Genomic DNA, 22,719 nt, shown 5'->3' on the forward strand with positions numbered 1-22,719 from the left:
TGAGGATCACTTCGCTGCGTCGGGCGCCCACTTGTCGCGGGCGGGCGGCTGGTAGTGGCGCAGCCGCTCGATCAGCGCGACGGGTTCCGATTCGACGCACAGCGCGTCGAAATAGGCAGGCCGCATGAAGCCTTCGTCGACCGTATGGCGCAGCAGCGCGATCAGCGGATCGTAGAACGAATCGATGTTGTAGAGCGCGACGGGCTTGCGGTGATAGCCGAGCTGCGCCCACGTGTAGACCTCGAAGAGCTCCTCGAGCGTGCCGGCGCCGCCGGGCATCGCGACGAACGCGTCGGAGAGGTCGGCCATCATTTTCTTGCGATGGTGCATGTCGGGCACGACGTGCAGTTCCGACAGCCCCGTATGGCCGACTTCCTTGTCGACGAGCAGCTCGGGGATCACGCCGACCGCACGGCCGCCGGCGGCCATCACTTCGTCGGCGATCACGCCCATCAGGCCGACGCGGCCGCCGCCGTACACGAGCGTGAGGCCCGCATCGACGAGCGCGCGGCCGAACGCGCGCGCGGCGTCGGCATAGACGGGCCGCACGCCGGACGACGAGCCGCAGTAAACGCAGACTGCCTTCATTGCTTGGAATCCTTGGCGGACGCCTGCCCGGTGACGACGGGGCTGTCGGCGGGGCGCGGGGAGCCGTCGCGCGGCGGCAGGTAGTCGGTGAACTGGCGCTTGGGCAGCTTGCCGGAGACGAGGTCGTCGAACAGCTGGCGTGAACGGCCGCGCAGGTACGGGGCCATGATCGAGATCACGTGCATGCTCACCTGGTGCAGCTCTTCGCGGATCGCGTCCTGGTCGTTGTATTTGCGCGGATGCATCACGTACTGGTACGACAGCCAGTAGGTCGAGATCACCGCCATGTTGGTGGCGATGACTTCGATCTCGGCGGGCGTCGCGACCATTTCGGCATCGGAGACGAGCAGCTCGCACATGTCGTGCGCGAAGCGCACCTTGTGGCTGATGATCTGCTTGAAGTGCGTCTCGAGCGTGCGGTTGCGCGCGAGCAGGTCGTTGAGGTCGCGATACAGGAACCGGTAGGTCCACATGAAATCGGCCATGTACTGCAGGTACGACCAGGTTTCGTCGATCGTCGGACGGTGATCTTCGGGGAAGCGCAGCCGCCGTTCGATCTGCTGCTCGAACTGCGCGAAGATGCTGTTGATGATGTCGTCCTTGTTGCGGAAATGGTAGTACAGGTTGCCTGGACTGATTTCCATTTCCTCGGCGATCGTCGTGGTGGTGACGTTCGGCTCGCCGATCTCGTTGAAGAGTTTCAACGACAACTCGAGAATCCGTTCGCGGGTGCGGCGGGGAGGTTTCGCTTCCATGTCGTCCGGCCCTGTGTGTGCCGGACTGGCGGGCGCTGCAATCGATGCTGCGTGATTCGTCCGGCGCGGGTTGCTGTTCTATGTCTAGCGGACGATTATAAACCGGGGTTCCGCCACATCGGGGCATTTCATGATCGCGGCCCCGCGCGGCGCATGGTGCAGCGCCGCATGCGGGCGGCGGGAAGGACGCCGGGCGGTTGCCTAGAAGCCGAGCCAGCGTGCGACGACCGGACCGAGCACGAAGCCCCACGTCGTCACGCACGCGAACAGCGCGACCGTCACGGCCGCGCTGCCGAGGTCCTTCGCGCGCTTCGAGAGTTCATGGCGCTCGAGCGAGATGCGGTCGATTGCGGCTTCGACGCTCGAGTTGAGCAGCTCGACGATCAGCACCAGCAGCACCGAGCCGATCAGCAGCGCGCGCGACGCGGCCGGCACCGGCGCGAACGCGCCGATCGGCAGCATCAGCGCGGCGAGCGTGAGCTCCTGGCGAAACGCGCTTTCCTCGCGGATCGCGACGCGAAAGCCGTTCAGCGAATGCTTGAGCGCGAACCACGCACGCGTGATGCCGCGGTGGCGCTTGTACGGGTTCGGCGGCAGCGGCGCGAGCCGGTCGTCGGGGCCGAGCGGCTCGTGCGGGTGCACGTCCGCGTCGGCGTGCGGCTCTTCCTCGTCGAACGGGCGGTGCCGTGAGGGCGTCGCGGCGGGGGGCGGGATCTTGTCGTTCAGGTCTCGTTTCAAACGGCGGCACCTTCGGCTGGCGAGTACGCGGTCTTCGGCAGCGGCTTCAGATGCGACGCGAACTGCTCGGATGCCGCGCGCCACGAGAAGCGTTCCGCCCACGCGCGTGCAGTCGTGCGTTCGATCTTCAGCGCCTCGAGGCAGGCTTCCTGCAGGTCCTCGTGCATCGCGCCCGCATCGCCGCCGCTGAGCACGTCGATGGGGCCCGTGACGGGATACGCGGCCACCGGCGTGCCGCAGGCGAGGGCTTCGAGCAGCACGAGGCCGAACGTGTCGGTGCGACTCGGGAATACGAACACGTCGGCCGCAGCATACACCTTCGCGAGCTCCGCCTGTGACAGCACGCCGAGATAGTTGGCCTCCGGATAGCGCGACTTCAGCTCCGCGAGCGCGGGGCCTTCGCCCGCGACCCACTTCGAGCCGGGCAGGTCGAGGCGCAGGAACGCCTCGACGTTCTTCTCGATCGCGACGCGGCCCACGTACAGGAAGATCGGCCGCGCGGTGTTGAGCACCTTCGACTCCATCGGCCGGAAGATGTCGAGATCGACGCCGCGGGTCCACAGCACGACGTTCGTGAAGCCGAATTTCTCGAGATCCTGCTTGACGACCGGCGTCGGCGCCATCACCGCGAGCGACGGGCCGTGGAACCAGTGTAGGAAGCGGTAGGTGGCGGCGAGCGGAATACCGAAGCGCGCCTGCACGTATTCCGGAAAGCGCGTGTGGTACGCGGTCGTGTAGGGCAGCTTGCGGGCGCGTGCATAGCGCCGCGCGGCGAGCCCGAGCGGGCCTTCGGTCGCGATGTGCAGCGCATCGGGTGCGAACGCATCGATCCGCGCGCGCAGCTTGCGGTACGGCAGGATCGACAGGCGGATCTCGGGGTAGGTCGGGCAGGGCACCGTGCGGAATTCCAGCGGCGTCAGCAGTTCGACGCGGTGGCCGAGCGCCGTGAGTTCGCGCGCCGTGCTCTTCAGCGTGCGCACGACGCCGTTGACCTGCGGTTCCCACGCGTCGGTGACGATCATGATCTTCATCGCGGCATGTCCTGTAAGTAGGGTTGTGTCAGGCAGCGGCCTTGGCCTTGCGCGACGTGGTCTCCGACGGCGCGGTGCGCATCACCGTCCAGTAGACGATCTTCAGTTCGCCTTCCATCGTTTCGACGAGCGCGGACAGGCTTTCGACCCAGTCGCCGTCGTTGCAGTACAGCACGCCGTCGATGTCGCGGATCTCGGCCTTGTGGATGTGGCCGCACACGACGCCGTCGCAGCCGCGGCGGCGCGCCTCGTCGGTCATCACGGTCTCGAACTGCGAGATGAAGTTGACCGCGTTCTTGACCTGGTGCTTCAGGTACTGCGACAGCGACCAGTACTGGAAGCCGAGCCGGCTGCGGATCCGGTTGAACCAGCGGTTCAGCACGAGGATCAGCGTGTAGAGCGTGTCGCCGAGGTACGCGAGCCATTTCGCGTGCTGGATCACGCCGTCGAACAGGTCGCCGTGCACGATCCACAAACGTTTGCCTGCGAGCGTCGTGTGGAATGCCTCGCCGCGCACCTGGATGTCGCCGAACGCGAGATCGCAGAACTGCCGCGCGCCTTCGTCGTGGTTGCCGGGGATGTAGACGACCTGCGTGCCCTTGCGCGCCTTGCGCAGGATCTTCTGCACGACGTCGTTGTGCGCCTGCGGCCAGTACCAGCCCTTTTTCAGCTGCCAGCCGTCGATGATGTCGCCGACGAGGTACAGGTATTCCGAGTCGTTGTGACGCAGGAAATCCAGCAGGTAGGGCGCCTGGCAGCCGCTCGAGCCGAGGTGGATGTCGGACAGCCAGATGGTGCGGTAGCGATGGGCGGACGGCTCGGGGTCCTCGTGCTGCGTGGTGTGCGCGACGGGCGGCTTGTGCGACACCATGCCGTCGGTTGCCCCCGAGCCGGACAGGAACGCAGTGGCGGCGCGGGCGCCGATGGGGTGACGAAACAGTGAGGTCGCGGACGTTTTCTGGCCCATGCATGACTCGCGCCGGTTGACATTACCGGCATTCCGCCATGCGGGCGTGACTGTGCCATGACAGTCACGAGACGTTCGTATTACGACCGTTGAAGCGTGTTTAGCAGTGAACGAGCGGGCGTTGCGTCATCTGCCGTACTGAACGGCCGAGGCTTGTCCGATAAGGCCGTCCGGAGGGGAGGGGCGCCGAGCGAGCGGCTTTCGCCTGGCGAATGCGGCGCGTCAGCGCGGTATCGCGACGACGCGGGTGCGCGCGATCCGGTCGTGCGGGAACTGGCGGCCGGCGTGCAACCGGGCGGCGCCGGCCCATACGACGATCCACGCGGCGGCGAGCGCGAGCGTGACGGGTACCGACAGGCCGAGGAGCGGGTGCAGCGCGAGCGGCGGCAGGAACCACAGCCAGCCGAGCACGTAGCGGACGAGCGCGTGGCTGGCGCTCAGCGGCCGGCCGTTCGACGATTCGAGCCGCAGCCGCCAGGTTTTCATCGGCAGCGTCTGGCCGCCGTGCGTCCAGAACCACACGAAATACGCGCCGACGACGAGCGCGATCCACGCGGCAAGCAGGTTGTGATGGACGAGGCCGTTGCGTTGTTGCGTCGCGAGGCTGAACGCGAGCCCGGCGAAGAACACGACACCGAACAGCAGCACGCCTTCGTAGAGCAGCGCGGCGAGGCGCCGTCGCACGGATGGCGCGGCGGTCTGGGTGTCGGACGCGCGGGCGTTCGCCACGGCCGTTCAGGAGCCTTTGAACAGCGAAGGCGCGTCGGCGGGCGACACCGGCGCCACGGCGGCCGGTGCGGATGCGGTGCCGGACGTCGACGACGCGGGCACCGGCTGCGCGGCGACGCCGGCCGACGCGGGCGCCGGGGCGGCGGCCGCGCCGCTGGCCGGGTGTTCGTGCGAATTGACGAGGCGGCGGACGTCACGGTCGGCGACGGTCGGCGGCGCGCTGACGACGCTCGGCTTGCGGCGGCGTTCGGCGGCGGCAAGCCGTTCCTTCTGCTCCTCGGGGAGTTGCTGGTAGGCCTTCCACGCGCGCTCGCGCGCCTGCGCGGACAGCTCCTTCGCGCTCTGGTAGTTCTCGCGTGCGACGCGGCGCTGCTCGGGCGTCATCTTCGCCCATTCGGTCATCCGCTCCTGCAGGCGCTTCTGGTCATCCGGCGACAACTTCGCGAAACGCGATGCGATCTTCAGCCATTTACGCTTGCGGGCATCGCTGAAGCCGTCCCACTGGTCGGCGAACGGGGCGAGGGCCGCGTGCTGCGCCGGCGTGAGGCGCGCCCACGACAGCGGGCCGGCCGGCAGCGGCAGGGGAAGCGGCAGCGGGGGAAGTTCGGTGGTCAGCCCGGCCGCGGCCGACGCCGGCGCGGCGGAACTGGTGGTCGCGACGGGCGTCGTCGCGGGGGCCGGGTGGAATCGGGGATACGTGGCGACGTAGGAAACGGCGATCGCGATCACGCATCCGAAAAATACGGCCAGGCCGCGCTTCTGACTCACCCGTACGATCCCCTCGTTATTGTCTGTTAGTGAGCGCGCGAAAGATACGCGTTGAACCCGTGGTCGAGATACGCGTTGAGCGGCAGGTCGTCGCTGAGCATCGCCGCGTCGATGTCGGCGAGTTCGGCGGTGCGCTGCATGTCTTCCCAGTACGCGATGCCGACGAGCCCCGCGAGCAGCAACGCGAGCGGCCATGCGCGCAGCAGGCGGCGGCCGAATGACGTCGGCGGGCGGTTCACGGGCGTCGGGCCGTAGGTGCCGGCCGCGCCGGCGAAGGCCGGCACGAACACCGGCGCGGTCGCGGCTTCGGGCTTCTTGCGCGCGAGCGCGGCCCGGCGGGCGACGGCCAGCCGATCGGTGGTCGCGGCAGGCAGCGCGGCCGCGCGCTCGTCCAGCGCGCGGCGCACCTTCAGCGCGAATTCGTGTTCTCGGTTTGCGGAGCTCATAGCGTGATTCCTTTGGCCTTGAGCGCTTGCGCCAGGGTATGAGTGGCTCGTGAGCAGTGCGTCTTGACGCTGCCCTCGGAGCACCCCATTGCGGCGGCAGTCTCGGCGACATCCATATCTTCCCAATAACGCATCAGGAACGCTTCCCGTTGACGCGCCGGAAGTTTCTGGATTTCTTCGTCGATCAGGGCCAGAACCTGCTCTCGTTCGAGGCGGTGCTCGCTGCTCTCGACGCCCGCGTTGTCGTCCGCGGATTCGAGTGTTTCGAGCGGGTCGAAGTCGTCGTCGTCGGTGTTGTTCAGCGACGAGAAGAGCGTCACCCATGTATTGCGGACCTTCTGCCGGCGGAACCAGTCGTGGATCGCGTTCTGCAGGATCCGCTGAAAAAGCAGCGGCAGCTCGGCCGACGGCCGGTCGCCGTACTTTTCCGCGAGCTTGATCATCGCGTCCTGCACGATGTCGAGCGACGCATCGTCGTCACGCACGGCGTACGCAGCCTGCTTGAACGCGCGCCTTTCGACGCCCGCCAGAAAGTCGGCGAGTTCCTTGTCTGATGCCATTCCGTGAAGGTATGCGCTGCGGCCCGCTGCGTGGTGTAAAAGGTCGAAAAATTTCGTAAAACCCGCGGATGCTATCAAATTTTCGTGCGGCTTGGCACCGGGTCAGGCGCCGCACGTTGCGCGCGAGCCGCGTCGGCGGGGCGCCCGGCGGCGTGCATGATGCGCTGCGGGATATTTTGCTTGACGGCCCCATCACGACCCGCTATCGTCAGCGATTCGCAACATGAAGTGATGGTCTCATTTGAGGCTGGCCCAAGAAGCCCGCCCTTCAAACTGGACGCGCCGCTTGAACCCGAGTCACAAGCCCGGCAGAGAGCACCCGATCAATTTTTTGCCGAAAATTCGAAAGGTCAAAATGAACATGCCCAGCGCGGAATTCTCCACGTCGGAACCCCTTTCCCCTCCCGATAGCGACTCCATCGGCGGTACCGTGCTCATGAAGGCACTGGCCGACGAAAACGTCGAATTCATCTGGGGCTACCCCGGCGGCTCGGTTCTCTACATCTACGACGAGCTGTACAAGCAGGACAAGATTCAGCACGTGCTGGTGCGCCATGAACAGGCGGCCGTGCACGCAGCCGATGCGTATGCGCGCTCCACCGGCAATGTCGGCGTCTGCCTCGTGACGTCGGGCCCCGGTGTCACCAACGCGGTGACCGGCATCGCAACGGCCTACATGGATTCGATCCCGATGGTCGTGATCAGCGGCCAGGTGCCGACTGCCGCGATCGGCCAGGATGCGTTCCAGGAATGCGACACCGTCGGCATCACGCGTCCGTGCGTGAAGCACAACTTCCTCGTGAAGGACGTGCGCGACCTCGCGGCAACCGTCAAGAAGGCGTTCTATATCGCCCGCACCGGCCGTCCGGGCCCGGTGCTAATCGACATCCCGAAGGACATCTCGAAGACGCCGTGCCAGTACGAGCCGATCAAGAGCGTGTCGCTGCGTTCGTACAACCCCGTCACGAAAGGCCATTCGGGCCAGATCCGCAAGGCCGTGTCGCTGCTGCTGACCGCGAAGCGTCCGTACATCTACACGGGTGGCGGCATCATCCTTGCCGACGCGTCGCGTGAACTGAACCAGTTCGCGGACCTGCTCGGCTACCCGGTCACGAACACGCTGATGGGCCTCGGCGGCTATCGCGCGTCGGACAAGAAATTCCTCGGCATGCTCGGCATGCACGGCACCTACGAAGCGAACATGGCGATGCAGCACTGCGACGTGCTGATCGCGATCGGCGCCCGCTTCGACGACCGCGTGATCGGCGACCCGGCGCACTTCGCGTCGCGCCCGCGCAAGATCATTCACATCGACATCGACCCGTCGTCGATTTCGAAGCGCGTGAAGGTCGACATCCCGATCGTCGGCGACGTGAAGGAAGTGCTGAAGGAGCTGATCGAGCAACTGCAGACGGCCGAGCATGGCCCCGACACCGAGGCGCTCGCGCAATGGTGGAAGGACATCGAAGGCTGGCGCGCGAAGGACTGCCTGAAGTTCGACCGCGAAAGCGAGATCATCAAGCCGCAGTACGTGGTCGAGAAGGCGTGGGAGCTGACGGACGGCAATGCGTTCGTGTGCTCGGACGTCGGCCAGCACCAGATGTGGGCCGCGCAGTTCTACCGTTTCAACAAGCCGCGTCGCTGGATCAACTCCGGCGGCCTCGGCACGATGGGCTTCGGCCTGCCGGCGGCGATGGGCGTGAAGATGGCCCATCCGGACGACGACGTGCTGTGCATCACGGGCGAAGGCTCGATCCAGATGTGCATCCAGGAACTGTCGACCTGCCTGCAGTACGACACGCCCGTGAAGATCATTTCGCTGAACAACCGCTACCTCGGCATGGTCCGCCAGTGGCAGCAGATCGAATACAGCAAGCGCTATTCGCATTCGTACATGGATGCGCTGCCCGATTTCGTGAAGCTCGCCGAAGCGTACGGCCATGTCGGCATGCGGATCGAAAAGACTTCGGATGTGGAGCCGGCGCTGAAGGAAGCGCTGCGCCTGAAGGACCGCACCGTGTTTCTCGACTTCCAGACCGATCCGACCGAAAACGTCTGGCCGATGGTACAGGCCGGCAAGGGCATCACCGAGATGCTGCTCGGATCGGAAGATCTGTAACGGCGCGACGCGCGTCTGGCCCGATGCAGCCGCCTTCACGAAGGGCGGTGCGGCACGCGGCGGCGCGCGGCGCGAGTGAATCGACACGGACACATTCTGGAAGAAGCGAACATGAGACACATCATTTCCGTCCTGCTGGAGAACGAACCGGGCGCGCTGTCGCGTGTGGTCGGCCTGTTTTCCGCACGCGGCTACAACATCGAAACCTTGACGGTGGCGCCGACCGAAGACCAATCGCTGTCGCGGCTCACCATCGTTTCCATTGGCTCCGACGACGTGATCGAACAGATCACGAAGCATCTGAACCGCCTTATCGAGGTGGTGAAAGTGGTGGACCTGACCGACGGTGCACACATCGAACGCGAGCTGATGCTGATCAAGGTACGTGCAGTGGGCAAGGAGCGCGAAGAAATGAAGCGGATGTCGGACATTTTCCGCGGCCGCATCATCGACGTGACCGAGAAGACCTACACGATCGAATTGACGGGCGCGAGCGACAAGCTCGACGCATTCATCCAGGGGCTGGACGCGGGCGCGATCCTCGAGACCGTGCGCACCGGCAGCTCCGGCATCGGACGCGGCGAGCGCATCCTGAAGGTGTGATGCCGACATAGCCAAAGAGGCACGCCGGGTGCGCCGTCATGTCCCGGCCCGCAGTACTCCATCCGAACGAATTATTGAATTTTTTGAATTAGCGAAGGAACCATCATGAACGTTTTCTACGACAAAGACGCTGACCTCTCCCTCATCAAGGGCAAGCAAGTCACGATCATCGGCTACGGCTCGCAAGGCCATGCACACGCGCTGAACCTGAAGGACAGCGGCGTGAACGTGACGGTCGGCCTGCGCAAGGGCGGCGCGTCGTGGAGCAAGGCCGAAAACGCCGGCCTGTCGGTCAAGGAAGTCGCGGAAGCGGTGAAGGGCGCGGACGTCGTCATGATGCTGCTGCCGGACGAGCAGATCGCCGACGTGTACGCGAAGGAAGTCCACGCGAACATCAAGCAGGGCGCGGCGCTCGCATTCGCGCACGGCTTCAACGTGCACTACGGCCAGGTGATCCCGCGCGCCGACCTCGACGTGATCATGATCGCGCCGAAGGCGCCGGGCCACACCGTGCGCGGCACGTACTCGCAAGGTGGCGGCGTGCCGCACCTGATCGCGGTGGCGCAGAACAAGTCGGGCGCGGCACGCGACATCGCGCTGTCGTACGCGGCGGCGAACGGCGGCGGCCGTGCCGGCATCATCGAGACGAACTTCCGTGAAGAGACCGAAACCGACCTGTTCGGCGAGCAGGCCGTGCTGTGCGGCGGTACCGTCGAGCTGATCAAGGCGGGTTTCGAGACGCTGGTCGAAGCCGGCTACGCGCCGGAAATGGCGTACTTCGAGTGCCTGCACGAGCTGAAGCTGATCGTCGACCTGATCTACGAAGGCGGCATCGCGAACATGAACTACTCGATCTCGAACAACGCCGAGTACGGCGAGTACGTGACCGGCCCGCGCGTCGTCACGGAAGAGACGAAGAAGGCGATGAAGCAGTGCCTGACCGACATCCAGACGGGCGAGTACGCGAAGAGCTTCATTCTCGAGAACAAGGCAGGCGCCCCGACGCTGCAGTCGCGCCGCCGCCTGACGGCCGAGCACCAGATCGAGCAGGTCGGCGCGAAGCTGCGTGCGATGATGCCGTGGATCGCGAAGAACAAGCTCGTCGACCAGACGAAGAACTAAGCACCTCGTGCTGTTCCGGCCCTTCGAGTGGAGGGTCGGCATCAAAAAGCCGTCCGAAGGCAGCAGTGCCCCGGGCGGCTTTTGTTATGCTACGTGCTTTGCAATTCACCGAACACAGAACGAATCCATGAACTATCCTCATCCGATCATCGCGCGCGAAGGCTGGCCGTTCATCGCGATTGCAGCCGTCATCGCGCTGTTGATCCATGCCGTCGGGGGCTTCGGCTTCGCGTGGCCGTTCTGGCTGCTGCTCGTTTTCGTCGTCCAGTTCTTCCGCGATCCGCAGCGCCCGATCCCGGCGCAGCCGAACGCGGTGCTGTGCCCGGCGGACGGCCGCATCGTCGCGGTCGAGACCGCGCAGGATCCGTACGCGAACCGCGAAGCGCTGAAGATCAGCGTGTTCATGAATGTCTTCAATGTCCATTCGCAGCGTTCGCCGGTCGATGGCGCGATCAGCAAGGTCGAGTATTTCCCGGGCGCGTTCCTGAACGCGGCGATCGACAAGGCGTCGACCGAGAACGAGCGCAATGCGGTCGTGATCCAGACGGCGAGCGGCAAGACCGTCACGTCCGTGCAGATCGCCGGGCTGATCGCCCGCCGGATCCTCTGCTACGTGCGCGCCGGCGAGCCGTTGTCGCGCGGCCAGCGTTACGGGTTCATCCGCTTCGGTTCGCGCGTCGACGTGTACCTGCCGCTCGGCAGCCGCGCGAAGGTGTCGATCGGCGAGAAGGTCTACGCGTCGTCGACGATCCTCGCCGAGCTCGAACAGTAAGCGGCGGGGCGCACGATGGCCGCATTCAAACCGCGTCGGCCGCGTAACGGCTCCGGCCAGACGCCACGCCCGTTCCGCCGCAACAAGGTGATGGCGCCCGATGCGGCGCCGCTCGAGAGCCGCCGCGCCGCGCGCCAGCGGTTCCTGAAGACGCGCGGCATCTATCTGCTGCCGAACGCATTCACGACCGCCGCGCTGTTCTGCGGCTTCTTCGCGGTCGTGCAGGCGATGAACGTACGCTTCGAGATCGCCGCGATCGCGATTTTCGTGGCGATGGTGCTCGACGGGATGGACGGGCGCGTCGCGCGCATGACCCATACGCAGAGCGCGTTCGGCGAGCAGTTCGATAGCCTTTCCGACATGGTGTCGTTCGGCGTCGCGCCCGCGCTCGTGATGTACGAGTGGGTGCTGAAGGATCTCGGCCGCTGGGGCTGGCTCGCCGCGTTCGTCTATTGCTCGGGCGCCGCGCTGCGCCTCGCGCGCTTCAATACGAACATCGGCGTGGTCGACAAGCGCTTCTTCCAGGGGCTGCCGAGCCCGGCCGCCGCCGCGCTGATCGCCGGCTTCGTGTGGCTCGCGACCGACAACCGCGTGCCGATGAAGCTCGGCTGGCTGCCGTGGGTCGCGTTCGTGCTGACGATCTATGCGGGCGTGACGATGGTGTCGAACGCACCGTTCTACAGCGGCAAGGCGCTCGACGTGCGGCACCGCGTGCCGTTCGCGGCGATCCTGCTCGTCGTCGTCGCGTTCGTGCTCGTGTCGTCCGATCCGCCGTTGATGCTGTTCTGCCTGTTCGTGCTGTATGGGCTGTCCGGCTACGTGTTCTGGGCCTACATGGCCATCCGCGGGCGCGCGAATCCGGCGCGCTCGTCGCAGCGCGATCACTGACGCTGACGCACGATCTGCCCGGAAACGGCGGCCTCGGGGCCGCCGTTTCCATTTGCCCCTTTTTGCGGGCCGGGCCGCGCCGGTTCACGGTTCCCGGGTGCCGTCCCCGGGTGTCGTCCAATTGCGCGGCCCACGGAATGTCGCTATAGTCTGCGGCATGACTGCATTTCCCCGCTTCTCCCTCCTTCTAGCCGGTGCGCCGCTACGCGCGCCAGCTTCGGCGCGCCTGCCGCGCTGACCGTTCTCGCCCTCCGTCTCAAGCCTCGTCTGTTGTTGAGCGTCGCCAGCGGTGGCGCGATCTCGTTACGTTTGACTTCCGTATAAAAGACCCTGGAGCCCCCCATGACAGACAAGCTGATCATTTTCGATACGACGTTGCGTGACGGCGAGCAATCGCCCGGCGCGTCGATGACGAAGGAAGAGAAAATCCGCATCGCGAAGCACCTCGAGCGGATGAAGGTTGACGTGATCGAGGCCGGTTTCGCCGCCAGCTCAAACGGCGATTTCGACGCGATCCACACGATCGCCGGTCTCGTGAAGGACAGCACGATCTGTTCGCTGGCGCGGGCCAACGACAAGGACATCCAGCGCGCGGCGGACGCACTCAAGCCGGCCAACAGCGCGCGGATTCACACGTTCATCGCGACGTCGCCGCTGCACATGGAGAAGAAGCTGCGGATGACGCCGGACCAGGTGTTCGAGCAGGCGCGTCTCGCGGTGCGTTTCGCGCGCAAGTTCACCGACAACGTCGAATTCTCGCCGGAAGACGGCAGCCGTTCGGATCTCGATTTCCTGTGCCGTGTGCTGGAAGCCGTGATCGCCGAGGGCGCGACGACGATCAACATCGCTGATACGGTCGGCTACGGCGTGCCGGAACTCTACGGCAACCTCGTGAAGACGCTGCGCGAGCGCATTCCGAACTCGGACAAGGCGATCTTCTCCGTGCATTGCCACAACGACCTCGGGATGGCGGTGGCGAACTCGCTCGCCGGCGTGAAGATCGGCGGTGCGCGGCAGATCGAATGCACGATCAACGGTCTCGGCGAGCGCGCGGGCAACACGTCGCTCGAGGAAATCGTGATGGCCGTGAAGACCCGCAAGGACTACTTCGGTCTCGACGTCGGCATCGACACGACGCAGATCGTGCCGACGTCGAAGCTCGTGTCGCAGATTACCGGCTTCGTTGTGCAGCCGAACAAGGCGGTGGTCGGCGCCAACGCATTCGCGCACGCATCGGGCATTCACCAGGACGGCGTGCTGAAGGCGCGCGACACCTACGAGATCATGCGTGCGGAAGACGTGGGCTGGACCGCGAACAAGATCGTGCTCGGCAAGCTGTCGGGCCGCAACGCGTTCAAGCAGCGTCTGCAGGAGCTGGGCGTGTCGCTCGACAGCGAAGCCGAACTGAATGCCGCGTTCATGCGCTTCAAGGATCTGGCCGACCGCAAGGCCGAGATCTTCGACGAGGACATCATCGCGATCGTGTCCGAGGAATCGGCGCTCGCGCAGGAACAGGAGCACTTCAAGTTCGTGTCGCTGTCGCAGCGTTCGGAAACGGGCGAGCAGCCGCAGGCGAAGGTCGTGTTCGCGGTCGAAGGCAAGGAAGTGACCGGCGAGGCGCGCGGCAACGGCCCGGTCGACGCGACGTTCAATGCGATCGAGGGTGAAGTCGGCAGCGGGTCCGAGCTGCTGCTGTACTCGGTCAACGCGATCACGACCGGCACGCAGGCGCAGGGCGAAGTGACCGTCCGGCTGTCGAAGAGCGGGCGGATCGTCAACGGCGTGGGCACCGATCCGGATATCGTCGCCGCATCCGCGAAGGCGTACATTTCCGCGCTGAACAAGCTGCACTCGAAGGACGACAAGCTCAACCCGCAGCGCGCGTAAGCGCCGCGCGGTGTGCGGCACCGAGACGCCCCGTGCGGCCCTGCGCCGCCGGGGCGTTTTTTCATTGGCCGCTCATTCCGCGGCCGGCGCGCGGAACAGCCAGCGGCGCGCCGCCGGGCGTGGCGCCGGATTGCGCCGGCGGAACTCGACCGCGATCCCGCGCCGCGGCGCATCGGCGACGAACGCATCGAGCAGTTCGAGCACGTCGTGATCGATGTAGTCGGCGCGCGTCGCGTCGATGATCACCGCCGCCCGGTCCGGAATGTGCCGCAGGTGGTGCTTGACCTGCACCTTGCCGAGAAACGACACGTCCTTGCGGAACGACAGCAGGAAGTGATCGTCATGCTGCGCGAGCGTGACGGGGCTCTTCAGGTTCGCGACGGCGACGGCCAGCACGCTGCATGCGAGGCCGAGCGCGATGCCGAACAGCAGGTCGACCGCCAGCACACCCGCGATCGTCGCCGCGAACGGCGCGAACGCGGCCGGGCCTTGCTTCATGACCGAGCGGAACAGCGCGGGCTTCGCGAGCTTCAGGCCGGTGTGGATCAGGATCGCGGCCAGGCTCGCGAGCGGGATCAGGTTGATCAGGCCGGTGAGCGCAAACACGCTCGCAAGCAGCAGGACCCCGTGCACGATCGCGGACATCCGGCTTTGCGCGCCGGCGTTGACGTTGGCCGAACTGCGCACGATCACCGACGTGATCGGCAGGCCGCCGACGGCGCCCGCGACCAGGTTACCGACACCCTGCGCCTTCAGCTCCCGATCGGGTTGCGTCGGCCGCCGCTTCGGATCGATCTGTTCGACCGCTTCGAGGCACAGCAGCGTCTCGAGGCTTGCGACGACCGCAAGCGTGATCGCCACGCGCCATACGTCCGGATTGAGCAGTTGCGCGAAGTTCGGGCCGAGCTCTGCATGCTTGAGCGATGCCGCGAGCGCCGCGAACGAGTCGAATTCGGGCAGCGTGACGCGATGCGCGGCGCCCGGTGCGGCTGCCGGTGCGACCACGCCGAGCACGAGCGTCGCGCCGATACCGAGCACGACGACCGCGAGCGGCGCGGGTACCGAGCGCACCCACGCGAAGCGCTTGAGAGCCGGCGTGTCCCACGCGATCAGCAGCCCGAGCGACGCAAGCGCGATCGCCGTGGCGGCCCATGCGGTCGGCAGGCTCGGCCAATTCGCAAACGATTGCGCGGCCTGGCCGCCGAGGCCGAATGCGAACGGAATCTGCTTCACGATCAGCAGCAGGCCGATCGCGGCGAGCATGCCCTTGATGACGGGCGACGGCACGTAAGCGGCGAAGCGGCCGGCGCGCAGCATGCCGAAGCCGAACTGCAGCACGCCGGACAGCAGCACCGCGAGCAGGAACGCGGAGAAGCTGCCGAGTTGCGCAATCCCTTCGACGACGATCACGACGAGGCCGGCGGCCGGCCCGCTGACGGACAGCGACGAGCCGCTCAGCAGTGCGACGACGATGCCGCCGACGATGCCCGACACGAGCCCGGCGAACGGCTCGACGCCGGACGCATTGGCGATGCCGAGACAGAGCGGTAGCGCGACGAGGAAAACGACGATGCCGGCGACGATGTCGCGCGGCAGGGTGGACAGGCGCTCGTTCAGTTTCATGGTTGGGGTGGTTTCGTTGGCGTGGAGGGGCAGGGCGCGGGTCAACCGAGCGCGACGGCGGCAGCGCGCTCGGGCTCGGGCTCGGCTTCGGTCGGCGACGCCGCATAGCCGGAATCGAGCTCCTTCAGGCGGCCGTCCGCGAGCGAAAAGATCCAGCCATGCACGAGCGGTGGCCGCTCGCGGCCGCGCACGATCGGCGACGCGCGCAGCAGCCGAACCTGTTCGAGCACGTTCAGCTCGGCGAGGCGGTCGGCGGCGGCGAGCTCGTCGAGCCCGTCGAGCGTGTCGCGATGGCGCCGCGCGAGCGCGCAGAGCGGCGCGATGCGGCGCGCGACGTGCGGCAGGTCCGCGGGCGGCGGCAGCAGCGATGCACGCACGCCGCCGCACCCGTAGTGACCGCACACGATCACGTGGTCGACCTTCAGCACCCGCACCGCGTACTCGAGCACGCTGGCGGAATTGTCGTCGTCGGGGTGGAACAGGTTCGCGATGTTGCGATGGACGAACAGCTCGCCGGGCGCGCAGTGCGTGATGGTTTCGGCTGGCACGCGGCTGTCGGCGCAACCGATCCACAGTACGCGCGGATTCTGGCCGCGCGCGAGCGCGTCGAAGAAGCCGGGCGTGTGTTCGCGCGTCTCGCGGGCCCAGGCAATGTTGGCAACCAGCATGCTCTTGGGGCGATTCATGAGGACTCCTTTTTGATAAAGGCAAATAAATATCGAACGAAATGGCGCAATCGCATGCTTTCTAAATTGAAAGGTTGGATTTTCGACTGATATTAGGGGTATGCCCTAGCACTGCGGTGGGTTGATACAAATTGTTTCAAATTGATTGGGCGTAGTGCATTGCATGCACCAGCGCGACGCATGCCACGCACCGGCCGTGCCTGTTTCCCGCTACGGCCCGCATGACGGGGTGTTCAGCGTATTGCCATCGCAATGTCATCGATCGGAAAAATTTTCCGTCTTATTCGTTGAATTAAATAAGGCAGCGGAAAAAATGAAATGGCCATTCACGCAATAATTCGTGAATGGCCATTGCGACAATTGCGTATAAATACGCAATCGGTCAGAACAGGGTGCGGCGATCGGGATCGTGCAGCGGGTCCGGTGTTTTCTGCGTGGTGCGCAGGATGCCCTGCGGATCGAAGTAGAAGCTGTACATCATGTACCAGACGTTGTCCTCGAGATACCGGTACGTCCACACCTCGCGTTTCATCAGCGGGAAGTAGGAGGTTTCGACCGGGCGTCCGAAATTGACGAGGACGTCGGTCTTCGTCCACTTGCCGATCTCCGCGCGATAGAACTCGCTCGGCTGCAGCACCTGGCGCACGTTGACGATTCGGTGGGCTGCATCGACGTCGGCCGCGACCGTGATTTCGCCCATCGGCTGGGTCGGCCACATCAGCCGCTTGCCGCCGCCGGGCAGGTCGTAGATCTCGCGCGGCGGGCCCATGCGCGCGACGATCGCCGACTCGTCCTGGCCGGCCTGGTATTGCTGCCACGGTTGCGCGCAACCGGCCAGCAGCGCGGCCGCACCGGCGATCAGCACGGGCAGGCGCGCGGGAATGCGAATGCGCATCGGATTCTCCAGAACACGGAAACAAGTCCCGTTTTATCACGGACGGCGCGCGACGGCGCATCGCGCGGAAAAAATCGGTGCGGATCGCAGGCTGTCGCGCTTGCGGGTGGCTGGCGCGGCGGCCTATGATCCGCGCTTCTCGGGCAGATTGAAGGGCAGGTGGCCGATGCAGGGGTGGAAACGGTGCGCGCTCGCGTGGAGCGCGGGGTGGATGCTGGTGTCGTCCGCGTTTGCCGGCGGCGAGCCGGTGCGGATCGCGCTGATCGAAGGGATGTCGGGCCCGTTCGCGAACGCGGGCGCGGCGGTGGAGCGCAATCTGCGCTTCGGCGTCGAGCGGGTCAATGCGGCGGGCGGCGTGAAACTGCGCGACGGCGCGCATCCGCTCGAACTCGTCGTGCTCGACAGCAAGGGCAGCCCGGAGGAGGCGCTCGTGCAGTTGCGCGCGGCCGCCGACCGGAATGTCGGCTTCGTCGCGCAGGGCAACAGCTCGGCCGTCGCGGCCGCGCTCGTTGCCGCGCTCGACAAGCTGAACGCGCGCGATCCGGACAACCGGATGCTGTTCCTGAACTATTCGGCCGACGATCCGGCGCTGACCGGCGCGCGTTGCAGTTTCTGGCATTTCCGCTTCGATGCGCATGCCGGCATGCGGATGGCCGCGCTCGCGGACGTGATGGCGCGCGATCGCGCGCTGCGCAAGGTCTATCTGTTGAACCAGGACTACAGCTTCGGCCATGACGTCAGCGCCCTCGCGCGGCAGGCGCTCGCGGCGCGGCGCCCGGACGTGACGATCGCGGGCGACGAATTCCACCCGATCGGCCGGATCAAGGATTTCTCGCCGTATATCGCGAAGATCCGCGCCAGCGGCGCGGACGCCGTCGTGACCGGCAACTGGGGCAACGACCTCACGCTGCTCGTGAAGGCGGCGCGCGAACAGGGGCTCGACGCGAAGTTCTATACGTTCTACGGCAACAGCCTCGGCGCGCCGGCGGCCCTCGGCGACGCGGGTGTCGGCCACGTCGTGGCGGTGGCCGACTGGCATCCGAACGCGGGCGGCGCCAAGTCCGACGCGTTCTACCGCGCGTTCCGGACCCGTTTCCCGGCCGCGCAGGACGACTACCCGGTGCGGCGGATGAGCCAGATGATCGAGATGCTGGCCGCGGCGCTGACCCGCGCGGGTTCGGCCGACCCGGCGGCGGTCGCGCGTGCGCTCGAGGGCCTCTCGTTCGACGACGGCTTCCACGCGTCGCGGATGCGCGCCCAGGATCACCAGCTGATCCAGCCCCTTTACGTGATGGAGATGGACAAGGTCGGCACGCCGGGCGTGCGCTTCGACAACGAGGGATCGGGCTATGGCTTCCGGACGGTGCTCGCGGTGCCGGCGCAGCGTACGGAGATGCCGTCGACGTGTTCGATGACGCGCCCGTGACGGAGGGCGGTAAGAACGGCACCGAGTTGTGCTACAATGCGCGCCGGTTGTAAGTCACGGCACGGCCATTCTTCCGTGTCCGCCTGTTCAGTTAGAAAGGAAATCACATGTCTGTTGCAGATATCAAGAAGTCGGAAGTCGTTGCTCAGTTCGCCCGCGGTACCAACGACACGGGGTCGCCCGAAGTCCAGGTCGCACTGCTGACCGCACGTATCGTCGAACTGACGGGTCACTTCAAGACCCACGCGAAGGATCACCACAGCCGCCGCGGCCTGCTGCGCATGGTGAGCCGCCGCCGCAAGCTGCTCGACTACCTCAAGGGCAAGGATGCCGACCGTTACCGCGCACTGATCGAGAAGCTGGGTCTGCGTAAGTAATCGAGGCGATTGCCGCCAGCAAGATGCCTGTGTCAGTCCGCTGATACAGGCATTTTGTTTTTGCGCGGTGCGTAGCGTCACACGCATCGCAGGCTGTCCGGCACGTTCGTGCGGGGCCGCCGCCACGACCGATACCGGGGCAGGATTTGTGTCATTCCAGCGCGTCGCTGCCTGAGCGCCGCGCTGGAATGGCATAAAAAACACACCTTGCTCCGGGTGATTCGGTCGGGACGCCGCCGCGCGGGATGGCCGGCGCGGCGAATGAAATGCATGAATACAAAGGAGCAACCATGTCCATGTTCAACAAGGTCGTGAAGGAATTCCAGTGGGGCCAGCACAAGGTGCGCCTCGAAACCGGTGAAGTCGCCCGCCAGGCGAGCGGCGCCGTGATCGTCGACGTCGAAGACACCGTCGTGCTGGCAACCGTCGTCGGCGCGAAGTCGGCGAAGCCGGGCCAGGATTTCTTCCCGTTGACCGTCGACTACCTCGAGAAGACCTACTCGGCCGGCAAGATCCCGGGCGGCTTCTTCCGCCGCGAAGGCCGTCCGTCGGAGCACGAGACGCTGACGTCGCGCCTGATCGACCGTCCGCTGCGCCCGCTGTTCCCGGAAGGCTTCTACAACGAAGTCCAGGTCGTGATCCACGTGCTGTCCGTGAACCCGGAAATCCCGGCCGACATCCCCGCGCTGATCGGCGCATCGGCCGCGCTCGCCGTGTCGGGCCTGCCGTTCAACGGCCCGGTCGGTGCCGCACGCGTGGCATACATCGACAACGCATACGTGCTGAACCCGACGCGTGACCAGCTCAAGGCATCGAGCCTCGACCTCGTCGTCGCGGGTACGGAGCGCGCCGTGCTGATGGTCGAGTCGGAAGCCGACCAACTGTCGGAAGAAGTGATGCTGGGCGCCGTGGTGTTCGGCCACGAGCAGATGCAGATCGCGATCGACGCGATCCACGAACTGGTGCGCGACGGCGGCAAGCCCGAGTGGGACTGGCAGCCGGCGCCGAAGAACGAGGCGCTGATCGCACGCGTGACCGAGCTGGCGCAGAACGATCTGCTCGCCGCTTACCAGCTGCGCGACAAGCAGGCGCGCTCGGCGAAGCTGAAGGAAGTCTACGCGGCAACCTCGGCGAAGCTCGAGGAAGACGCGCTGGCGGCCGGTACGGTCGCGGCCGACAAGGCCACGGTCGGCAACGTGCTGTTCGACATCGAAGCGAAGATCGTCCGTTCGCAGATCCTGAACGGCGAGCCGCGCATCGACGGCCGTGACACGCGCACCGTGCGTCCGATCGAAATCCGCACCGGCGTGCTGCCGCGTACCCACGGCTCGGCGCTGTTCACGCGCGGCGAGACGCAGGCGCTGGTCGTCGCGACGCTCGGCACGAAGGGTGACGAGCAGATCATCGACGCGCTCGAAGGCGAATACCGCGAGCGCTTCATGCTCCACTACAACATGCCCCCGTTCGCGACCGGCGAAACGGGCCGCGTCGGCTCGCCGAAGCGCCGCGAAATCGGCCACGGCCGGCTGGCCAAGCGCGCGCTGGTCAAGTGCCTGCCGAGCGCCGACGAATTCGGCTACTCGATCCGCGTCGTGTCGGAAATCACCGAATCGAACGGTTCGTCGTCGATGGCTTCGGTGTGCGGCGGCTGCCTCGCGCTGATGGACGCCGGCGTGCCGATGAAGGCGCACGTCGCGGGTATCGCGATGGGGCTGATCCTCGAAGGCAACAAGTTCGCGGTGCTGACCGACATCCTCGGCGACGAAGACCACCTCGGCGACATGGACTTCAAGGTGGCCGGCACGGAGCAAGGCGTGACGGCGCTGCAGATGGACATCAAGATCCAGGGCATCACGAAGGAAATCATGCAGGTCGCGCTCGCGCAGGCGAAGGAAGGCCGCCTGCACATCCTCGGCAAGATGACGTCGGCGGTGTCAGGTGCGAACACGCAACTGTCGGAATTCGCGCCGCGCATGATCACGGTCAAGATCAACCCGGAAAAGATCCGCGACGTGATCGGCAAGGGCGGTTCGGTGATCCGCGCGCTGACGGAAGAAACGGGCACGACCATCGACATCTCGGATGACGGCGTCGTGACGATCGCCAGCACGAGCAGCGAAGGCATGGCCGAAGCGAAGAAGCGCATCGAGCAAATCACGGCCGAGATCGAAGTCGGTCAGGTGTACGAAGGCACGGTGCTCAAGCTGCTCGATTTCGGCGCGATCGTGAATCTGCTGCCGGGCAAGGATGGCCTGCTGCACATCTCGGAAATCGTCAACGAGCGCGTGAAGGACATCAACGACTACCTGAAGGAAGGTCAGCAGGTGAAGGTCAAGGTGATCCAGACGGACGAGAAGGGTCGCGTGCGTCTGTCGGCCAAGGCGCTGCTGAATGAAGCAGCGGCGGCAGCGCAGTCGGATACGCCGCCGCAGCAGTAAGCGGACAGGCGGATCAACGGCCGGCAGTGCGAAAGCGTGCCGGCCGTTTTTTCTGTAGCATCGTTGTGCGGCGCAGCAGCGCCGGCGAGGCGCCCGCGCCGTGCGCACGGGCGTGCCATCCGATTCCGATCCTGGAGCGACTCTCACCATGAAAGCCATCGAAATCACCGAATTCGGCGCCCCCGACGTGCTGAAGCTCGCGGAGCGTCCGCGCCCCGAACCGAAGCGCGGCGAGGTGCTGATCAAGGTGGCGGCTTCCGGCGTGAACCGGCCCGACGTGTTCCAGCGCAAGGGTGCCTATGCGCCGCCGCCGGGTGCGTCGGATCTGCCGGGCCTCGAGGTCGCGGGCGAGATCGTCGGTGGCGATTTGTCCGATGCGGCCCTGAACCCGTTCGGGCTGAAACTGGGCGATCGCGTGTGCGCGCTGCTCGCGGGCGGCGGCTATGCCGAATATGCGGTCGCGCCGCTGCCGCAGTGCCTGCCGGTGCCGGATGGCCTCACCGATATCGAGGCCGCCTCGCTGCCCGAAACGTTTTTCACCGTGTGGAGCAACGTGTTCGACCGTGCGCAGCTCGGCGCGTGCGAAGGCGGCGAGCAGGAGACCCTGCTCGTGCAGGGCGGCTCGAGCGGCATCGGCGTGACGGCGATCCAGATCGCGCATGCGCTCGGCTTTCGCGTGTTCGCGACGGCCGGCACCGCCGACAAATGCCGTGCGTGCGAGGCGCTCGGCGCCGAGCGCGCGATCAACTACAAGACCGAAGACTTCGTCGAAGTCGTGAAGTCGCTGACGCACGATCGCGGTGCCGACGTGATCCTCGACATGGTGGCGGGCTCGTACGTGCCGCGCGAGCTGTCCGCGCTCGCGGACGGCGGCCGTCTCGTGCTGATCGCGCTGCTCGGCGGCGCGAAGGCCGAGGTCAACCTGAGCGAGATCCTGCGCCGCCGGCTGACCGTGACCGGCTCGACGCTGCGTCCGCGCCCGGTCGAATTCAAGGCCCGTATCGCCGCGCAGCTGAAGGCGCGCGTGTGGCCGCTGCTCGCCGACGGCCGCATCAAGCCGGTGATCTATCGCGTGTTGCCCGCCGCGGACGCCGCACAGGCGCATGCGCTGATGGAAAGCAGCGAGCATACCGGCAAGATCGTGCTCGATTGGGGAACGAACGCCTGACGGCCCGTGCGGCGGGCTTGACATGCGCGGTTTGACCGGTTCAAGCCGCGCGCAGTAAAATCGCGGGTTTGCTTCGCCAGATCCAACCTGACGGCCGGGTTCCGGCACGTTAATGACAAGATAGTGACGAGAC

22 protein-coding genes are annotated in these 22,719 nt (G+C 66.0%); 10 read left to right on the top strand and 12 right to left on the bottom strand.

Annotated elements, in window-relative coordinates; all coding sequences use genetic code 11:
• Positions 1–6: 6 nt before the first annotated feature.
• From BLS50_RS13320 to BLS50_RS13360, 9 genes are all read right to left on the bottom strand, one after another.
• Complete coding sequence (locus BLS50_RS13320) at positions 7–588, bottom strand: LOG family protein (RefSeq protein ID WP_006478242.1); 582 nt, start codon at positions 586–588, stop codon at positions 7–9.
• Complete coding sequence (locus BLS50_RS13325) at positions 585–1,343, bottom strand: TetR/AcrR family transcriptional regulator (RefSeq protein WP_006478243.1); 759 nt, start codon at positions 1,341–1,343, stop codon at positions 585–587. Before BLS50_RS13325 ends, BLS50_RS13320 begins: the two co-directional genes overlap by 4 nt.
• Before the next feature lie 201 nt (positions 1,344–1,544).
• The gene (locus BLS50_RS13330; protein WP_011694335.1) at positions 1,545–2,081 is read right to left on the bottom strand and encodes a diacylglycerol kinase; all 537 of its coding nucleotides are present in this window, start codon (positions 2,079–2,081) and stop codon (positions 1,545–1,547) included.
• The gene (locus BLS50_RS13335) at positions 2,078–3,112 is read right to left on the bottom strand and encodes a glycosyltransferase family 4 protein (RefSeq protein WP_011694334.1); all 1,035 of its coding nucleotides are present in this window, start codon (positions 3,110–3,112) and stop codon (positions 2,078–2,080) included. Before BLS50_RS13335 ends, BLS50_RS13330 begins: the two co-directional genes overlap by 4 nt.
• Before the next feature lie 28 nt (positions 3,113–3,140).
• On the bottom strand, positions 3,141–4,079 hold the full coding sequence (locus tag BLS50_RS13340) for a UDP-2,3-diacylglucosamine diphosphatase (protein WP_074802401.1): 939 nt from the start codon (positions 4,077–4,079) through the stop codon (positions 3,141–3,143).
• Positions 4,080–4,301: 222 nt separating this feature from the next.
• Positions 4,302–4,808 carry an RDD family protein gene (locus BLS50_RS13345; protein WP_074802402.1) on the bottom strand — a complete coding sequence of 169 codons (507 nt, stop codon included), beginning with the start codon at positions 4,806–4,808 and terminating at the stop codon, positions 4,302–4,304.
• 6 nt (positions 4,809–4,814) lie between these two features.
• Positions 4,815–5,576 carry a DUF3106 domain-containing protein gene (locus BLS50_RS13350; protein ID WP_074802403.1) on the bottom strand — a complete coding sequence of 254 codons (762 nt, stop codon included), beginning with the start codon at positions 5,574–5,576 and terminating at the stop codon, positions 4,815–4,817.
• A 26-nt stretch (positions 5,577–5,602) separates the two neighbouring features.
• Positions 5,603–6,022, bottom strand: coding sequence for a DUF3619 family protein (locus BLS50_RS13355; protein WP_074802404.1), 420 nt, complete (start codon positions 6,020–6,022; stop codon positions 5,603–5,605).
• Entirely contained in the window at positions 6,019–6,582 is a 564-nt protein-coding gene (locus BLS50_RS13360) for an RNA polymerase sigma factor (protein WP_006478250.1), read from the bottom strand. Before BLS50_RS13360 ends, BLS50_RS13355 begins: the two co-directional genes overlap by 4 nt.
• 355 nt (positions 6,583–6,937) lie before the next feature.
• On the opposite strand from BLS50_RS13360, the gene BLS50_RS13365 reads away from it, so the two are divergent.
• The 6 genes from BLS50_RS13365 to BLS50_RS13395 all read left to right on the top strand — a co-directional run bounded on the left by BLS50_RS13365 (position 6,938) and on the right by BLS50_RS13395 (position 13,973).
• Positions 6,938–8,701 (top strand): acetolactate synthase 3 catalytic subunit, encoded by a 1,764-nt coding sequence (locus BLS50_RS13365; protein WP_006478251.1) that lies wholly within the window; start codon positions 6,938–6,940, stop codon positions 8,699–8,701.
• 111 nt (positions 8,702–8,812) lie between these two features.
• A complete protein-coding gene (gene ilvN / locus BLS50_RS13370; protein WP_006398781.1) occupies positions 8,813–9,304 on the top strand; it encodes an acetolactate synthase small subunit in 492 nt (163 codons plus the stop codon).
• A gap of 105 nt (positions 9,305–9,409) precedes the next feature.
• Positions 9,410–10,426 carry a ketol-acid reductoisomerase gene (gene ilvC / locus BLS50_RS13375; protein WP_006478252.1) on the top strand — a complete coding sequence of 339 codons (1,017 nt, stop codon included), beginning with the start codon at positions 9,410–9,412 and terminating at the stop codon, positions 10,424–10,426.
• 127 nt (positions 10,427–10,553) lie between these two features.
• Positions 10,554–11,198, top strand: a complete 645-nt coding sequence (locus BLS50_RS13380; protein WP_006491035.1) for a phosphatidylserine decarboxylase — start codon at positions 10,554–10,556, stop codon at positions 11,196–11,198.
• Positions 11,199–11,213: 15 nt separating this feature from the next.
• A complete protein-coding gene (gene pssA, locus BLS50_RS13385; protein ID WP_006478254.1) occupies positions 11,214–12,086 on the top strand; it encodes a CDP-diacylglycerol--serine O-phosphatidyltransferase in 873 nt (290 codons plus the stop codon).
• 342 nt (positions 12,087–12,428) lie between these two features.
• Positions 12,429–13,973 (top strand): 2-isopropylmalate synthase, encoded by a 1,545-nt coding sequence (locus BLS50_RS13395; RefSeq protein ID WP_011545821.1) that lies wholly within the window; start codon positions 12,429–12,431, stop codon positions 13,971–13,973.
• 72 nt (positions 13,974–14,045) lie between these two features.
• Here the strand turns inward: BLS50_RS13395 and BLS50_RS13400 are convergent, their stop codons facing one another.
• The 3 genes from BLS50_RS13400 to BLS50_RS13410 all read right to left on the bottom strand — a co-directional run bounded on the left by BLS50_RS13400 (position 14,046) and on the right by BLS50_RS13410 (position 17,177).
• Complete coding sequence (locus BLS50_RS13400; RefSeq protein WP_012328910.1) at positions 14,046–15,596, bottom strand: SulP family inorganic anion transporter; 1,551 nt, start codon at positions 15,594–15,596, stop codon at positions 14,046–14,048.
• A gap of 41 nt (positions 15,597–15,637) precedes the next feature.
• Positions 15,638–16,282: a carbonic anhydrase gene (locus tag BLS50_RS13405; RefSeq protein ID WP_006478257.1), complete on the bottom strand. Its 645-nt coding sequence runs from the start codon at positions 16,280–16,282 to the stop codon at positions 15,638–15,640.
• A 382-nt stretch (positions 16,283–16,664) separates the two neighbouring features.
• Entirely contained in the window at positions 16,665–17,177 is a 513-nt protein-coding gene (locus BLS50_RS13410; protein ID WP_006478258.1) for a hypothetical protein, read from the bottom strand.
• Positions 17,178–17,343: 166 nt separating this feature from the next.
• On the opposite strand from BLS50_RS13410, the gene BLS50_RS13415 reads away from it, so the two are divergent.
• The 4 genes from BLS50_RS13415 (at position 17,344) to BLS50_RS13435 (ending at position 22,586) form a co-directional block, all read left to right on the top strand.
• Positions 17,344–18,603 carry a branched-chain amino acid ABC transporter substrate-binding protein gene (locus BLS50_RS13415; protein ID WP_074802405.1) on the top strand — a complete coding sequence of 420 codons (1,260 nt, stop codon included), beginning with the start codon at positions 17,344–17,346 and terminating at the stop codon, positions 18,601–18,603.
• 107 nt (positions 18,604–18,710) lie between these two features.
• Entirely contained in the window at positions 18,711–18,980 is a 270-nt protein-coding gene (gene rpsO, locus BLS50_RS13420; protein ID WP_006398792.1) for a 30S ribosomal protein S15, read from the top strand.
• Positions 18,981–19,270: 290 nt separating this feature from the next.
• Entirely contained in the window at positions 19,271–21,418 is a 2,148-nt protein-coding gene (gene pnp / locus BLS50_RS13430; RefSeq protein WP_011545817.1) for a polyribonucleotide nucleotidyltransferase, read from the top strand.
• Between the two features lie 148 nt (positions 21,419–21,566).
• A complete protein-coding gene (locus BLS50_RS13435) occupies positions 21,567–22,586 on the top strand; it encodes an NAD(P)H-quinone oxidoreductase (RefSeq protein WP_074802407.1) in 1,020 nt (339 codons plus the stop codon).
• Positions 22,587–22,719 lie beyond the last annotated feature (133 nt).

Origin of the sequence: Burkholderia orbicola, assembly GCF_900100915.1 — a bacterium.
Taxonomy (GTDB): Bacteria; Pseudomonadota; Gammaproteobacteria; order Burkholderiales; family Burkholderiaceae; genus Burkholderia; species Burkholderia orbicola.

Coding starts and splice junctions, on each gene's coding strand:
- BLS50_RS13320 (WP_006478242.1), bottom strand. CDS start 588: ATGAAGGCAGTCTGCGTTTACTGCGGCTCGTCGTCCGGCGTGCGGCCC.
- BLS50_RS13325 (WP_006478243.1), bottom strand. CDS start 1,343: ATGGAAGCGAAACCTCCCCGCCGCACCCGCGAACGGATTCTCGAGTTG.
- BLS50_RS13335 (WP_011694334.1), bottom strand. CDS start 3,112: ATGAAGATCATGATCGTCACCGACGCGTGGGAACCGCAGGTCAACGGC.
- BLS50_RS13340 (WP_074802401.1), bottom strand. CDS start 4,079: ATGGGCCAGAAAACGTCCGCGACCTCACTGTTTCGTCACCCCATCGGC.
- BLS50_RS13355 (WP_074802404.1), bottom strand. CDS start 6,022: ATGAGCTCCGCAAACCGAGAACACGAATTCGCGCTGAAGGTGCGCCGC.
- BLS50_RS13360 (WP_006478250.1), bottom strand. CDS start 6,582: ATGGCATCAGACAAGGAACTCGCCGACTTTCTGGCGGGCGTCGAAAGG.
- BLS50_RS13365 (WP_006478251.1), top strand. CDS start 6,938: ATGAACATGCCCAGCGCGGAATTCTCCACGTCGGAACCCCTTTCCCCT.
- ilvN (WP_006398781.1), top strand. CDS start 8,813: ATGAGACACATCATTTCCGTCCTGCTGGAGAACGAACCGGGCGCGCTG.
- ilvC (WP_006478252.1), top strand. CDS start 9,410: ATGAACGTTTTCTACGACAAAGACGCTGACCTCTCCCTCATCAAGGGC.
- BLS50_RS13380 (WP_006491035.1), top strand. CDS start 10,554: ATGAACTATCCTCATCCGATCATCGCGCGCGAAGGCTGGCCGTTCATC.
- pssA (WP_006478254.1), top strand. CDS start 11,214: ATGGCCGCATTCAAACCGCGTCGGCCGCGTAACGGCTCCGGCCAGACG.
- BLS50_RS13395 (WP_011545821.1), top strand. CDS start 12,429: ATGACAGACAAGCTGATCATTTTCGATACGACGTTGCGTGACGGCGAG.
- BLS50_RS13400 (WP_012328910.1), bottom strand. CDS start 15,596: ATGAAACTGAACGAGCGCCTGTCCACCCTGCCGCGCGACATCGTCGCC.
- BLS50_RS13405 (WP_006478257.1), bottom strand. CDS start 16,282: ATGAATCGCCCCAAGAGCATGCTGGTTGCCAACATTGCCTGGGCCCGC.
- BLS50_RS13410 (WP_006478258.1), bottom strand. CDS start 17,177: ATGCGCATTCGCATTCCCGCGCGCCTGCCCGTGCTGATCGCCGGTGCG.
- BLS50_RS13415 (WP_074802405.1), top strand. CDS start 17,344: ATGCAGGGGTGGAAACGGTGCGCGCTCGCGTGGAGCGCGGGGTGGATG.
- rpsO (WP_006398792.1), top strand. CDS start 18,711: ATGTCTGTTGCAGATATCAAGAAGTCGGAAGTCGTTGCTCAGTTCGCC.
- pnp (WP_011545817.1), top strand. CDS start 19,271: ATGTCCATGTTCAACAAGGTCGTGAAGGAATTCCAGTGGGGCCAGCAC.
- BLS50_RS13435 (WP_074802407.1), top strand. CDS start 21,567: ATGAAAGCCATCGAAATCACCGAATTCGGCGCCCCCGACGTGCTGAAG.